The 14,071-nt window shown below is 44.7% G+C and carries 11 protein-coding genes; 7 read left to right on the forward strand and 4 right to left on the reverse strand.

Features of this window, described 5'->3' with window-relative positions; all coding sequences use genetic code 11:
* Nucleotides 1-36: 36 nt before the first annotated feature.
* On the reverse strand, nucleotides 37-2,052 hold the full coding sequence (pheA, locus tag AC1HDP_RS17460; protein ID WP_479639734.1) for a prephenate dehydratase: 2,016 nt from the start codon (nucleotides 2,050-2,052) through the stop codon (nucleotides 37-39).
* Nucleotides 2,053-2,251: 199 nt separating this feature from the next.
* Complete coding sequence (gene hpf, locus AC1HDP_RS17465) at nucleotides 2,252-2,638, reverse strand: ribosome hibernation-promoting factor, HPF/YfiA family (RefSeq protein WP_479639735.1); 387 nt, start codon at nucleotides 2,636-2,638, stop codon at nucleotides 2,252-2,254.
* 362 nt (nucleotides 2,639-3,000) lie between these two features.
* Here hpf and AC1HDP_RS17470 point away from each other — a divergent pair, with 362 nt between their 5' ends.
* On the forward strand, nucleotides 3,001-3,666 hold the full coding sequence (locus AC1HDP_RS17470) for a cytochrome b/b6 domain-containing protein (protein WP_479639736.1): 666 nt from the start codon (nucleotides 3,001-3,003) through the stop codon (nucleotides 3,664-3,666).
* Between the two features lie 76 nt (nucleotides 3,667-3,742).
* On the opposite strand, the gene AC1HDP_RS17475 is transcribed toward AC1HDP_RS17470, so the two are convergent.
* Nucleotides 3,743-4,192, reverse strand: a complete 450-nt coding sequence (locus tag AC1HDP_RS17475) for a c-type cytochrome (protein WP_140931566.1) — start codon at nucleotides 4,190-4,192, stop codon at nucleotides 3,743-3,745.
* A gap of 179 nt (nucleotides 4,193-4,371) precedes the next feature.
* Between AC1HDP_RS17475 and trpR the strand changes: the two genes are divergently transcribed.
* Nucleotides 4,372-4,674: a trp operon repressor gene (gene trpR, locus AC1HDP_RS17480; protein ID WP_479639737.1), complete on the forward strand. Its 303-nt coding sequence runs from the start codon at nucleotides 4,372-4,374 to the stop codon at nucleotides 4,672-4,674.
* Between the two features lie 97 nt (nucleotides 4,675-4,771).
* Here trpR and slyD read toward each other — a convergent pair whose 3' ends face one another.
* Entirely contained in the window at nucleotides 4,772-5,386 is a 615-nt protein-coding gene (gene slyD / locus AC1HDP_RS17485; protein WP_479639738.1) for a peptidylprolyl isomerase, read from the reverse strand.
* A gap of 539 nt (nucleotides 5,387-5,925) precedes the next feature.
* On the opposite strand from slyD, the gene thrA reads away from it, so the two are divergent.
* The 5 genes from thrA to AC1HDP_RS17510 all read left to right on the forward strand — a co-directional run bounded on the left by thrA (nucleotide 5,926) and on the right by AC1HDP_RS17510 (nucleotide 14,024).
* Nucleotides 5,926-8,391 (forward strand): bifunctional aspartate kinase/homoserine dehydrogenase I, encoded by a 2,466-nt coding sequence (gene thrA / locus AC1HDP_RS17490; RefSeq protein ID WP_479639739.1) that lies wholly within the window; start codon nucleotides 5,926-5,928, stop codon nucleotides 8,389-8,391.
* Nucleotides 8,388-9,317, forward strand: a complete 930-nt coding sequence (thrB, locus tag AC1HDP_RS17495) for a homoserine kinase (protein ID WP_479639740.1) — start codon at nucleotides 8,388-8,390, stop codon at nucleotides 9,315-9,317. The genes thrA and thrB overlap by 4 nt, the downstream gene beginning before the upstream one ends.
* An 11-nt stretch (nucleotides 9,318-9,328) precedes the next feature.
* Nucleotides 9,329-10,633: a threonine synthase gene (thrC, locus tag AC1HDP_RS17500; RefSeq protein WP_479639741.1), complete on the forward strand. Its 1,305-nt coding sequence runs from the start codon at nucleotides 9,329-9,331 to the stop codon at nucleotides 10,631-10,633.
* Nucleotides 10,634-10,878: 245 nt separating this feature from the next.
* Nucleotides 10,879-12,942: an ATP-binding protein gene (locus tag AC1HDP_RS17505; protein WP_479639742.1), complete on the forward strand. Its 2,064-nt coding sequence runs from the start codon at nucleotides 10,879-10,881 to the stop codon at nucleotides 12,940-12,942.
* Nucleotides 12,930-14,024 carry a response regulator transcription factor gene (locus AC1HDP_RS17510; RefSeq protein WP_479639743.1) on the forward strand — a complete coding sequence of 365 codons (1,095 nt, stop codon included), beginning with the start codon at nucleotides 12,930-12,932 and terminating at the stop codon, nucleotides 14,022-14,024. Before AC1HDP_RS17505 ends, AC1HDP_RS17510 begins: the two co-directional genes overlap by 13 nt.
* Nucleotides 14,025-14,071 lie beyond the last annotated feature (47 nt).

The following is a 14,071-nucleotide window of genomic DNA, read 5'->3' on the forward strand; positions in this document are numbered from 1 at the left end:
TACGCTGGGCGCTTAGTTTTCAATGCTTGGTTGTTGTTAGTCGTGAATAAAATGACTCACAAGTTCAGTTAAGGTGCGAGTGGGTAAATTCGCCGAGAGTATGATGGCTTCTGCCCCTAAATTCTTCGCCGCCAGAATATTGGTCTTAGCATGCTGACTATTGCTGCGACTGCGGTGGATCACAGGTAAATGACTGGCATTGATCAACTGACTAATAGCTTCAAGGTCGGCGCGGCTATTGCCTTGATAATCTTGCATACCCGCTTCAATTAAGGCTAGTTGTTGATTGCCTTGCTCCAGTAATTTATCCGCGCAGCCGAGCCAAGTCTTAATATTCGTGGCGGGATCTTTTTCTAATAACACCGGTAAGGTTTGCTGGCCTAATTGCGCAATCAAGCTGTGATTATTCATGTGCTGGCCGCTGACATAGAGCGCATCTACAAAGCGCGGCAGGGTACACGGCATGTGAGTCACTTCAACCACTAAGGCGATGTTTAATTGCTGGCAAATGGGCGCTATGGTATCGAGCTCGCACGTTGAGTAAATATCATGAGTCAAGATAATCGCGCCAAAGCCATTGTTTTTAATGCCTTGTAAACAACTGCGCCAGCCTTGATGGGGTAGGCTACTGATAAGAGCAAGCGCTAGTTTATGACTATCCCCAAGAGCATGACTGGCTAACATTATGCTTGAACAATCAGGTTTAAAGTCGACACTCGAGCGGCTAGTCACGGCTTTGTTGTTAGCGTTGTTACCATGAATTACAGCCTCATTTTTGACATCGTGTGCATCGCTTGCATAGTTGTCATAGTTAGTATCGTGTGCTTGCAGCGCTGCACTTGGCGCTGCGTCTTGAGTCACGGCGATGGGCTTAAGTAATAACTGCTGCTGATTAAGCTCAGCGGGTTTTACTGTTTCTATGGGATAGCAGCCCAAAACCTTGATATAGCGGGTTTGGCGCTCAAGCTCTTGCAAGGCGGCATTAAGATTATCATCGGCTAAGTTAGCTTCGATATCGAGATAGAACATTTCCTCCCAAGGTGTACCAGCAATAGGGCGCGACTCTAACTTGGTCATATTGAGTTGATGCTGTTTTAGTACCAGTAGAGCATCAACTAAGGCGCCGGGCTTATGGCCGGTTGCCATAATCAAGGTTGTTTTCGCCGGTAATTGACTGGGCACAGACACAGGTTTTCTGCCCACGACAATAAAGCGGCTTTGATTAATGCTTTGATTGGCAAGGCCGGCATCTAGCACTTCTAAGCCATAAAGCTCGCCACCTTCGGCGCTACCAATAGCGGCGAAAGTCTCATCCTTACTCTCTACCACTTGCTGCATGGCATCGGCGCTACTGGCGCAGTAATGCAGTTGCCATTGGCTATGCTGCTGCAGATATCTATTGCACTGACTCATCGGCTGAGGATGAGCGCATAACTGAGTGATATTGGCTAACTTGCTACCCGGTTTGGCTAATAAGCAGTGGCCGACCTCGATAGTGATTTCACCTATGATGGATAAGCGGGTGTGTTGCAGTAAGTCATAGACTTCATTGATAGAACCCGAAGAGGTGTTTTCTATGGGTAAAAATCCATAATCAGCGTGACCTTTTTCGACGGCTGCAATTATATCATCAAAATTTTGGCAGCCCATTTCGAGCATGCTCAGTTGGCGGCGCTGACAGTAGCGACTGGCGGCAATATGCGAGTAAGAGCCGCGCGCACCTAAATAGGCAATGCAAAATTGCTGAGTTTTATCCTGAGGATTGGCAATATTTTGCAGGTAAGCCTGCTGGCTGAGTACTGAGTCTTCAATAATGGCTTGATATAAATTAATCACAAAATGACTATCAAGGCCTTGCTCACGCCCTTGGGCGACCAAGCGCGATAACAGCTGCTTTTCACGTTCTAAATCTCTGATGGGGCGAACATCCACGGCTTTACTACGAGCCACCTCAATACTGAGTTCGCGCCTTTTGGCTAACAACTTTAGCAAGTCTGCATCTAGGCTGCTGATAGCTGTGCGGATCGTATCTAATGGCAGGGGTTTATCCATGGTGTAATCTCATCAGGAGGTCGAATCAATAACTTACCGCAGTTGATGCAAGAGTAGTAAGTAATCGCTGTGATTAGTTTAAGTATCAGCTTGAAAAACTACGGCTAGCAGGCATAAGTGTCAATCAAAAATGTGGTCAGCTAATTGTTTTCCATAAAAAAAGCGCACTAAGTGCGCATTTTTTTAGAAGTGATGATACTTATGCTTTTTCAGCACCCTCGTAGTCATACATTTCTTCGAAATCATCATCAATAATGTCAATCTCATCAAAGGCGTCTTTGTGATCCGCTTTACCTGAGTTTCTTAAGGCTTCAGGCTTATGAGTTAAGCGATTTAACTGTTTCTCCAGTTTTTGCCCCATGGCATTAATGGCGGTGTATAAATTTTCGTGGGAAGCCTGAGCAAACAATTCTCCTTGAGGCAATTTAATCGATGCTTCAATTTTAAAGAGTGGCTTTTCCTCAGTGATGATCACATGGGGGTTGATCATAGTAATGTCGTGGCGTTCGAGTTTAGCTAAACGGCTTTCAACTCTTTCGCGAATGGGAGCGGTGACTTCAAGGTGCTTACTGGTGATTTTTAGCATATTTTGAACCTTATTTTGTTTCCCTTGAGATCAGACTAGCAATCTCTCACAAGAAAGTCGTGATCTAAATCACGCTTTTTGTGGTATTTAAGTTCGATTGCTGACAATTTGACCCAACGCGCAAAATCGATTTAAAAGTGGTGAATTTTGATTGCAACTGCGCCAGAGAGGCGCCATATTTGATGGGATTAGCTAAGGCTTAACCTCAGTATTTTCGTCATTTCTCTGCGTAAAAAATTACAACATCCCCTCTATTTTGTGGCCGTTTATGGTAATTCATCGGCGGTTAGCGACTAAGGTTTGGTTCTGTTAACAATAATCGTTATCATAGCTGTGATTTAATTGCTCACTTGGAGGTGACAGTGGCAACTCGCATAAAGGTATGGGATAAACCAACACGACTCTTTCACTGGTTGACGATTGGCCTGTTAGCAGGCTTATGGTGGACGGCTGAACAAGCGCTGATGGATTGGCATCAAGTATTAGCCTACAGCTTAATGGTGTTGGTGGTATTTCGAATTATTTGGGGTTGTTTTGGCAGTGAAACCTCGCGTTTCAGCCATTTTGTAAAATCGCCTATACGGGTGATGAACTATAGCCGCCAAATTTTAACCAGCGGTATCAAGCCTCACCTTGGTCATAATCCACTGGGTGGTTACATGGTGATAGGTATCTTGACCTTATTAACCATTCAATTAGCGACGGGTTTGTTTGCAACCGATGAAGTGTTCACTGAAGGTCCTTTATATGCCAGTGTTTCCGCGCAAACGGCTTCTTGGCTGACATGGCTACATAAGTGGAACTTTAACTTCATTCTGGCCTGTTCGGCTGTGCATATCTTAGCGGTTGGCATTCATCGTTTAAAGGGCGACGCCTTGATTGGCGCTATGATCACAGGCTCAAGACAATGGCATGATAAGCAGCCACATTTGCAGTTCAAATCAAGTTGGCTGGCATGGGGATTAATCATCTTACTGGCAGCGCCGATCGGCTATGGGCTCATTTGGCCTGTGGTTGAATGGATGTAGTTATAGTTATTAATAAAAAAGCGCCTTAGGCGCTTTTTTGTTGGGTTTTTGTTAGGTAATTAACACCTAATAAAGATTAGTCTTTCTTAAAAGTATCGTGACATGATTTACAGTTTTTAGCCGTGGCTTGGAAGGCTTGCTGTATTTGCTTTTTATCACCAGTGTCAGCCACTAAGGCTAAGTTCGCGGCATCAGTTTGAAACTGCTTCATCTTGGCATCAAAATCGGCGCGATCTTGCCAAATATTAGGCTTAGCACCAGTATCGCCTTGGCTAGAATCAGCAACAAAACCTTCTAATGGTAATTTAGATAAGGCCGCAACATTTTGCGCGCGCACCGCAAATACGGCAGCGTCAAAAGGCTTTTTGCCTTTCATCATGGCGCCCATGTCACCAAAGTTATAAGCAATCAGACTGAAAGCACTTTGACGATAGTCAATGGCATGTTCCGTGTCTTTGAAGTCATTGGCAGCGTAAAGCGGAGCACATAAGGCTCCAGAGATAAGTAGCGCAGCAATTCTTTTCATATTCCCTCTCACATTTTTAGTTGTTAGCGTGATTTCAACCAAGATTGTACCTTGCCAATGTGTGCTTTCCCTATGACTTTAATGTAAAAAATTGTCAACTTACATCAATACACACCTAAGGACAGCGCTTAATTCCTCAGGTACACTGTCCTTATGTACTAGTACTTGAGTATGAGAAAATGAAACCACTATGGTCAGATACGCTAGATAATCTTGCTGGGTTAACTGAGCGTCGCCAAGTTGAGTTATGGTTTGAATTATTGCTCACAGAAGAAGAGCGCCATGCCATAGCAGGGCGGTTACGGGTGTTTCAGTTATTGCTCGATGGCAAACTCAGCCAAAGGCAAATAGCGGCAGAACTTGGGGTGAGTATTGCGACTATCACGCGTTGCTCCAATTATCTTAAGCATATGGAGCCTAATATGCGTCAGCAAATTAGCAGCTTGATAGCACTTACTCCGACAGACGACTTCAGCGAATAGGTCAGCGGTTAAGAGTGAACTATGTTTGAGAGGGTAAAACTAAAAACGCGCCGAAGGCGCGTTTTTATTAAGCAGTTAATCGCCAATATTTACGCGATTAGTGGCAACCACATCCGCCATGGCTATCACAGCCTTGCTTCTTTTCTTCGTGATCGTGGTTATGATCGTGGTCATGACCGCCGCAACAACCTTCTTCTTTGTCGCCGCACTCACCGTTACCACCACAGCCACCGCCGCCACATCCACCATGACTGTGAATATGACCATGAGCAATTTCTTCCTCAGTGGCTTCACGCACGTCAACCACTTCTACATAGAAGTTCAGTGCTTGGCCAGCCATAGGATGATTGCCGTCAACAATGACAGTGTCATCTAATACTTCAGTCACTTGTACTGGGCGTTGACCCATTTCAGTTTCAGCAATAAAACGCATACCTGGAACTATGTCTTCGATATCACCGAAAGCTTGAATAGGCACTTCTTGACGTAAACCGTCATGATACGGGCCATAAGCTTCTTCAGCTTCAATAGTCACATCTAAGGTGTCACCAGTGACTTTACCTTCAAGGGCTTTTTCTAAACCTGGGATCAGGTTTTGTGCGCCATGCAGATAAACCATAGGCTCCATTTCAAATGAACTTTCCAGCAATTTACCTTGCTGATTGGTTAAACGGTAATGGATAGTTACCGCGTTATTTTGAGTGATGTTCATAACGGCTCCAAACATAAAAGTGTGGGCATAATACAATGGTTTTTTCAGCAGTGCGATAGTTGCGCCTTGCTTCTGTAAGCCTGACCACGCTTTTTGCGAATGACAGCGGCCAATCTTTGGGGTGTGGTTCAGTATGCCTAAGATGAAAATACTTCATACACAGCATTTGCTGTCACCATTCAAGCTTACTTTTACATAAGCAGTCTGTCTATCTATCTGATATATATGCAGTTAATAACCGTCGCGTGAGAATTTTTGTCAATAGTGATGATTGGGTTAATGCTTGCATTAACATTTGATAAAAAAAGTGCAACAAGGCAGTTGACAAAAAATCACTTTTCAAGCAATTCTAAAAGCACAGTTAATTCAGGGTTAGGTCTATGGCACAGTCAGTCATTATTACTCGTACCACAACCACCACCATTATTACCATAATGGGGGCGGGCTGACAGTACCCTGAAAATCACATTCACAAGCCCGCTCCCCACCAAGGAGCGGGCTTTTTTGTTTCTTAGTGGGCGGCATATGGAGTCTTTACAATGAAAGTCATGAAATTTGGCGGCACTTCACTAGGAAATTGGCAACGTTTTATTAATACGGCTGCCATTGTAAAAGCGCAAGCCGCTAAACAGCCGGTGGCGTTAGTGCTATCTGCGCCCGCTAAGGTCACTAACCTGTTGGTGGATTTGATGGAGAGCGCCACTTTAGGCCAAGATACTGCGGCTGTGCTTAATGGCTTGCAAGCCATCTTTGAGCAAATCTTATTAGATAGCGGTACTGAGCTTAATGAGGATGCCATTAATGCGCTGCGCCAAGCATGGCAGCAGCAATGGCTGCAATGGCAGCAAAAATTAACTGGCATTAAGTTGTTAGAGCAATGCCCTGATAGCGTGCGCGCTGACGTGCTCACCAGTGGTGAGCGTTTATCTGTGGCGATTATGCAGGCCATTTTACGACAGCAAGGGCTAGTGGTTGGGGTATTAGACCCTGTTAAATTATTTAAAGCCCATGGCTCTGTGATGGAAGCTGCGGTGGATATCAGTGCGAGCCGGCAAAACTGCGGTCAATTAGCATTAGGTGAAGCGCAGGTTTGGATAATGCCAGGCTTTACTGCGGGCAATGGCCATGGGCAAGTCATGTGTCTTGGTCGCAATGGATCAGATTATTCAGCGGCCGTGTTAGCAGCTTGCTTAGGGGCGTCAACTTGTGAAATTTGGACCGATGTTGATGGGGTATATAATACTGACCCACGCTTAGTTCAAGATGCTAAGTTGTTATCTCAGCTCAGTTATCAAGAGGCGATGGAGCTCTCTTATTTTGGCGCTAAGGTGCTGCATCCCAAAACCGTCGCGCCAATTGCTCAATACCATATTCCTTGTTATATCAAAAATTCCCTAAATCCAGAGGCAGTGGGCACCTTAGTGTCTAATGCCCCCGATGAGAGCGGCCTTAAAGTTAAAGCCATTTCTAATCTAGATCAGCAAACCATGTTTGATGTGTCAGGCCCTGGCATGAAAGGCATGGTGGGTATGGCAAGCCGTGTATTAGGCGCCATTGCCCGCATTGGCGTGTCAGTCTCGCTAATTACTCAAAGCTCAAGTGAATACAGCATTAGTTTTTGTGTGGCGAGTGTTGATGCGCCAGCGGTTAAGTTATCCCTTGAAACAGAATTTGAATTAGAGCTGCAATCAGAGTTACTGGAAGCGCTTACTATGCGCGATAAGCTTGCGATTGTGTCTCTGATTGGCGATGGCATGCGCACTCACAGAGGCGTCGCCGCAGGCTTTTTTAAGGCGCTCGCCCAAGCTGGGGCTAATATCATAGCGCTAGCGCAAGGCTCATCGGAACGCTCGATTTCAGCTGTAGTTGACCAAGTTAAAGTGTCTCAATGTCTGCGCGCTTGTCATCAAGGATTTTTTGGGGCCAGTCAGTACGTTGATGTGTTTTTAGTGGGCTGCGGCACAGTAGGCGCTGGCCTATTAGCCCAAATAAAAGCGCAGCAAGCGGCGCTCGCCAAACAAGATATTCGCATGCGTGTGTGCGGCATTATGAATTCAAGCAAGATGCTGCTCGATATCGATGGCATAGATTTAACTCATTGGCATGGCTTACTCACAGATTTAGGCCAAGATGCTTGCTTAGATACCATGCTGGCTTTTGCTCGCGATCAACAATTAGTGAATCCTGTGCTGGTTGATTGCAGTGCGAGTGAGCGAGTCGCGGCGACTTATGTTGAGGCATTAGAAGCCGGTTTACATGTAGTGACGCCTAATAAAAAGGCCAACACCCGCGAGTACGCCTATTATCAAGCGCTGCAACTTACTGCGCGCGCTAAACGGCGCCAATTTTTGTATGAAACTACCGTGGGCGCAGGTTTACCTGTGATTGATAATCTTAAAAAATTGCTGTGCGCAGGCGATGAACTGCATAAATTTAGCGGCATTCTATCAGGCTCATTGTCGTTTATTTTTGGCTGCCTTGATGAGGGCTTAAGTTTATCTGAGGCGACGGTAATTGCGCGGCAAAAATGCTTTACTGAGCCAGACCCAAGGGATGATCTTTGCGGTATGGATGTAGCGCGCAAGGTATTAATCTTAGCCCGTGAAGCGGGTATGGCACTTGAACTCAGTGATATCAAGGTGCAAAGCGTGCTGCCAGTAACATTTGATGATAGTGGTGATATTGACTCTTTTATGGCGCGCCTTCCCCAGGTTGATAGTGAAATCGCCGCGCGAGTGGCCGCGGCTAAGGCGCAGGGCAAGGTGTTACGTTATGTTGGCATGATTGATGAGCAAGGCTGCCGGGTAGAAGTGGCGGAAGTTGCCCAAAATGACCCGCTTTACAGTGTTAAAGGCGGCGAAAATGCACTGGCCTTTTATAGCCGTTATTATCAGCCTATTCCTTTTGTATTAAGAGGATATGGCGCAGGCACTGAGGTAACTGCGGCGGGAGTTTTTGCTGATGTGTTAAGAACCCTTAACTGGAGCCGGGAGGTGATGGCATGATAACTATTTATGCACCAGCCTCTATGGGCAATGTCAGTGTGGGCTTTGACTTATTAGGGGCGGCCTTAGCGCCCATAGATGGCTGTTTATTGGGAGATACCGTCAGTATTGAAGCGGGCGGGCAGGGCTTAAGCCTAAAAGTGCAAGGGCCTTTTGTCCATAAGCTGCCAGCTGATCCAAAAGAGAATATTGTTTATCAATGCGCACAGTTCTTTTTAGAAGCCAAGGCGCCTAATGCCAATGTCATTTTAACCTTAAACAAGAATCTGCCCGTGGGAAGTGGCCTGGGTTCCAGTGCAAGTTCAGTGGTTGCAGCCTTTAGTGCGTTAAATGACTTTTTTGATAGGCCTTATGGTTGTGATGAACTGCTGCTATTAATGGGAGAGTTTGAAGGTAAGATTAGCGGTAGCATACATTTTGATAATGTGGCGTCCTGCTATTTAGGTGGCATGCAATTAATGTTGTCATCACCCTCCGCCTTATGCGCATCTATGCCTGTGATGGATGATTGGTATTGGGTAATTGCATACCCAGGTATTTCATTATCCACCGCATTAATGCGTGGCTTGTTGCCCGAGCATTATCCTAAAGCGACTACGCTCAGCTTTGGGCAAAACTTGGCAAGTTTTATTCATGCGCTGCATACGCAGAATTCAGACTTAGCTTTGTCATTACTCAAAGATGTCATCGCTGAGCCATATCGCGCCGATGTTATCCCTCAATTTTCTCATGCCAAACAAGCGCTATTAGCCATGGGGTTATCGGCGTGCGGCATCTCTGGCAGTGGGCCATCACTCTTTGCTGTCACCACCAATAAGTCGCTCGCCTTAAATGCGAAAGCGTGGTTAGCGCAGCATTACGTCACTACCGACACTGGTTTTGTGCATGTATGTCAACTTGATACCCTCGGCAGTCGCCCGCTTTAAGGATAATGACAATGAAGTTATATAATTTGAGCCACCCAGAACAACAAGTGAGTTTTAGTGAAGCGGTGCGCTTAGGGTTAGGTAAATGCCGAGGTTTATTTTTTCCGTGCGACATCCCAAAGCTTAAGGATATCAATGCGGTATTAGCCATGCCTTTTATTGAGCGCAGTCAGTATATCATTAAGCAGTTTTTGCAAGGTGAGTTAGATGAGGCCAAGGTTGATGCCATGGTAGCTAGCGCCTTTAATTTTGATTTACCTTTAGTGAAAGTTGATGACGCGCGTTACTGTTTGGAATTATTCCATGGCCCAACCTTAGCTTTTAAAGATTTTGGTGCCCGCTTTATGGCCCAATGTATTAATGCTGTGGGTGACGGTAAGCCGTTAACCATATTAACGGCTACCTCAGGTGACACCGGCGCCGCAGTCGCCCATGCTTTTCATGGGCTAGACAACATCAAAGTGGTGGTATTGTTTCCACAAGGCAAAATTAGTGTATTGCAGCAAAAGCTATTTACTACCTTAGGTGGCAATATCCACACTTTAGCCATAGATGGCGATTTTGATGCCTGTCAGGAACTCGTTAAGCAAGCCTTTGATGATGAAGACATACGTCATGGACTTGGCTTAAACTCTGCTAATTCTATTAATATCAGTCGGTTACTGGCGCAGGTCTGTTACTACTTTGACGCTGTGGCGCAGTTTCAAGTAAAGCATCCCAATCAAGCCCCGATTATTTCTGTGCCTAGCGGCAACTTTGGAAATTTAACTGCTGGCATGTTAGCTAAAGCTATGGGTTTGCCGGTGGCACGATTTATTGCTGCAACCAATGCTAATGATACTGTGCCGCGCTATTTAGGTGATGGTAATTGGCGCCCGAATAAAACCATAGCCACTTTAAGTAATGCCATGGATGTAGCTGAGCCCAGCAACTGGCCAAGAGTCGAAGCTTGTTGTGATGTTATGGGCTGGCCGCTTTCAAGCTTATTAAGTGCGAGCGTGACAGATAAGGCGGCAAGTCTTGAGTTACAAGCGTTAGCGCGCGGCGGTTATGTGAGTGAACCACACGCTGCCATCGCAGCTAAAACACTAACTGATGCGCTTGTTGCCCAAGTTGATAGCGAGCCAAAGCCGTTAGGTATCTTTTTAGGCACGGCGCATCCTGCTAAGTTTAAAGAGGTAGTGGATAGTGTGCTGGGTTGTCAGTTACCTTTGCCACAAGCGTTAGCGCAGGTGAGTGACGCGCCGTGTTTAGCTGAACCTATGGCGGCAGATTTTGCCGCATTAAAGCATTACTTATTTGCGCGCATAGCGTAAAGGTAAGTATGGCTAAGCTTGCTGGTGGCATTCATTGGCACCAGCAGTTAGATTTGAGTGTTTTATGGGGTTTATCTCGCAATGGCGATAGAGGCAGGTTTACTTCAGAGATTATTTTTTTGTTAGTATAAAAAACTGACTTATCAGTCATAGTAGTTGTTTTTGCAAAATATTTGACTGTCGGTGCGCCAAAATTATTTTGAACTATATTTAAGTAGTTTTAATAATTTGGTGGAAATGTCGGAATGGATTCTAACTCGTTACCCCTAAGTGTTGATCATCTTAGCTCGCCTACTATTTCCCTTTCAGCCACTTTGTTGCTGCAATTAGCGCAGCTACAGGCTCAATTTATTCAAGGCCAGGCGGTGCGCGTAGCCCTCACTCGAGTGCTTGCTGAACACAGTCAGGCGAGCGTTGTACTACTCGTCGACATCAATGAACTCGATAATGACGCTATGCCGTTAAGTTGCACGTCGAGCTCAGCGATTACTAGCGTTAATGCTAACTATTGGAGTGAAATCCGTCATTGGCCGCATGCGCCAGAGCCCAAATGTACCCATGCTTGGCTGCATTATAGCGTTTGGCCAATTGCTAACTCTTCATTAGTCATTTTCTTTGCGCAACCTGATGCCAAGTGGCAACACACCTTAAGCGAAAAGCAGCAGACACTGACAGATATTATTTGTCCTATGTTAGTAGTGCCCAAGCCCTTAACTATCTCAGTGCCTGTCGCCACGAATACCAATAATGTATTTCAGAATATTGTTGATAGCTTTGAATACATGACCATGATCATTCAAGTGGATAGCAGGGGTGTCCCGATTATCGCTTATGCCAATGATGCGACCGCAAAAATCAGTCATTACCTTATTGGCGAACTGATTGGTAAACCCATTGCTATGCTATTTGCACAGCACGATAAGCAAGTGACTGACTTTGAAAGTTTTAATGATGCGCTCACTCAATTTACCGGTTTTGATGGTGACATTAAGATGAATCGACATCATGATGAAACCACCATAATGAAAGTGAACTTGTTTGCAGTTAACCTCGCGTCAGAAACTGTGAGCGTCTTAATTGCTCATGATATTTCCATGGAATTGCAGATGCAGCAAGCCATGTCGCGCACCCAAAAAATGCAGGCATTAGGGCAGTTAGTTGGTGGCATTGCCCATGATTTCAATAATATTTTAGGTGTGCTTAAAGGCAACCTTGAATTAATGCAGTTAAAGAATCGCCAAGAAAGCTTAGATAAATATCTCACTACCGCCTTTAAAGCCTGCTCACGGGGAACCGACTTAACTCGGCGTTTATTGCAATTTTCACGGCAAGAACAATTTAATGCGCAAAACTGCAGTATCAACGAGGTCATTAGTGGCTTAAAAGATATCTTCGATAAATCCCTGACGGCGCAAGTACAAATTGCCATGGAGTTTGGTGCCGACCTTGATGATATTTGCGTTGATCGCGGTGATTTAGAAGATGCCATGCTCAACATGACTATCAATGCCAGAGATGCCATGGAGGGGGTCGGTGCTCTGACCATACGCACAGGTCAAGAGTGGCTTGGCGGCAAACTGCCTGGCTCCTTAACTGATACTCAAGTTAAGAGTGGCCATTATGTGTGGATATCAGTTAAAGACACAGGCTGCGGCATACCTTTACATTTAGTTGAAAAAATCTACGAGCCGTTTTTCACCATGAAAGATAAAAGCAAAGGCACTGGGCTTGGCTTATCTATGATTTATGGATTTGTAAAACGCTCCCACGGCTATATGAGTGTGGTGGATACCGGCGCTCATGGCACTGAGTTTAAAATGTGGTTCCCAGCACAAGAGAAGAAAGCTCATCAGGCAGTGATAGATACCGATACTAATCTGCTTCATTACCCTAAAGTAGTGAGTCCATTTAAGGTGTTAATCGTTGATGATGAACCCGAAATCGTGGCAGTAGTGCAAGACTATTGTGAAATGTTAGGCATGACCATAGAAACTTGTACTGATCCTGTCACCGTCAGTCGTAAGTACAGCGGTGGCAATTGCGATGCGCAGTTATTAATTACTGATGTGCTTATGCCTGGGGGGATCAACGGTTACAACTTGGCGCAAAACTTACAAGAAAATAACCCGTCATTGTCGGTATTACTGATATCAGGATACATACATGACATAGGAATTAGTAAACAGAAAGAAATGCCGTATCCGGTATTGAATAAGCCTTTTGATATTAAAGGGCTGATTAAGGCTATGTTGAAACTTGGGATTAAATTCACTGGTGTTGATGACAAGGATGAATCATGGAAAAGCTAACTCTTTGGGTTGTAGACGACGATATAGATTATGGTGAGCTAATTAAGGAAGTATTAGCCGATGACTATCATCTTAATGTTTTTAATAATGCAAAAGATTATGAGGCTGCTCTGCGGGATATTATTCCAGATATTATTTTAATGGATATTAATTTACCTGATAAAGATGGCATTACCTTATGCCAAGAATTACAACTTCGTCATAGCCAGGTGGCAGTGGTGTTTGTCTCCGGCATGAATACTTTAGAAGAGCGTCTTCGCGCTTATAATGCTGGCGGCGTAGATTTTGTCGCTAAACCTTTTGAGCTCAAAGAGCTCATTATCAAAGTCAGTGCAGTGGCGAGTTATCAGCAAAAGCAAAAAGTGTTAGCACAAGCTGAAAGTCTATCGCGCAGTATGGCATTTCAATCTATGACCGAATCGGCGCAGTACGGTTATGTGATGCAATTTTTCCGCCAATGTTTCTCATGTCATGACTATCAATCATTAGCGAACGCTTTTTTCAACGTGATGGCGCAGTTTGATTTAAATACTTGTCTTGAAATTATCACTGATAAACCAGAGTACTTCGCGCCGGCCGGAATTGCGATTAGCCCCATAGAAACCAATATTTTGGAGTTATTAGATAAACAAGGCAGGCTTTATGATTTTGGTAATCGCACTGTGTGTAGTGACAAGCATGTCTCATTTTTAATCAAGAATATGCCTATGAATGATGATGTGCTTTATGGGCGTATTCGGGATGTGATTGCTGTGATTGTTGAAGGGGTTGAGGCGCGTGTGATGGATATTCGGCGCGAGCAAGCGGTGTCGAATGCAATTGTCGATATTAAAGTACTGTTAAAAGAGTTAGGCCAATCAATTGCAGAAAACGACACCAAATTTCAATTAGCATTGGAAAAAATCAATATCGATATTCATTCAAGTTTTCATGTACTCGATATGAATGAAGAACAAGAGGATTATTTCGCCAATATAGTTAAGAAGAACCTTAAGCAGGCGAACTCGGCGCAAGATGCTTTCTTGCATTTGCAGTTATCCTTAAATACCGTGATGTCAGTCTTAGAAGTCACTTCAGAATAATGTGATTTATATCATATAAATAATTATGAGTTGCAAGGTATAGTGGA

It is taken from the genome of Shewanella sp. ISS20 (assembly GCF_056522965.1).

Bases quoted from the DNA above. Each gene is read 5' to 3' on its own strand.
- slyD (WP_479639738.1), bottom strand. From the start codon at position 5,386: ATGAACATCACTCAAAATAACGCGGTAACTATCCATTACCGTTTAACC.
- AC1HDP_RS17475 (WP_140931566.1), bottom strand. From the start codon at position 4,192: ATGAAAAGAATTGCTGCGCTACTTATCTCTGGAGCCTTATGTGCTCCG.
- thrA (WP_479639739.1), top strand. From the start codon at position 5,926: ATGAAAGTCATGAAATTTGGCGGCACTTCACTAGGAAATTGGCAACGT.
- pheA (WP_479639734.1), bottom strand. From the start codon at position 2,052: ATGGATAAACCCCTGCCATTAGATACGATCCGCACAGCTATCAGCAGC.
- AC1HDP_RS17510 (WP_479639743.1), top strand. From the start codon at position 12,930: ATGGAAAAGCTAACTCTTTGGGTTGTAGACGACGATATAGATTATGGT.
- trpR (WP_479639737.1), top strand. From the start codon at position 4,372: ATGAAACCACTATGGTCAGATACGCTAGATAATCTTGCTGGGTTAACT.
- thrB (WP_479639740.1), top strand. From the start codon at position 8,388: ATGATAACTATTTATGCACCAGCCTCTATGGGCAATGTCAGTGTGGGC.
- thrC (WP_479639741.1), top strand. From the start codon at position 9,329: ATGAAGTTATATAATTTGAGCCACCCAGAACAACAAGTGAGTTTTAGT.
- AC1HDP_RS17505 (WP_479639742.1), top strand. From the start codon at position 10,879: ATGGATTCTAACTCGTTACCCCTAAGTGTTGATCATCTTAGCTCGCCT.
- hpf (WP_479639735.1), bottom strand. From the start codon at position 2,638: ATGCTAAAAATCACCAGTAAGCACCTTGAAGTCACCGCTCCCATTCGC.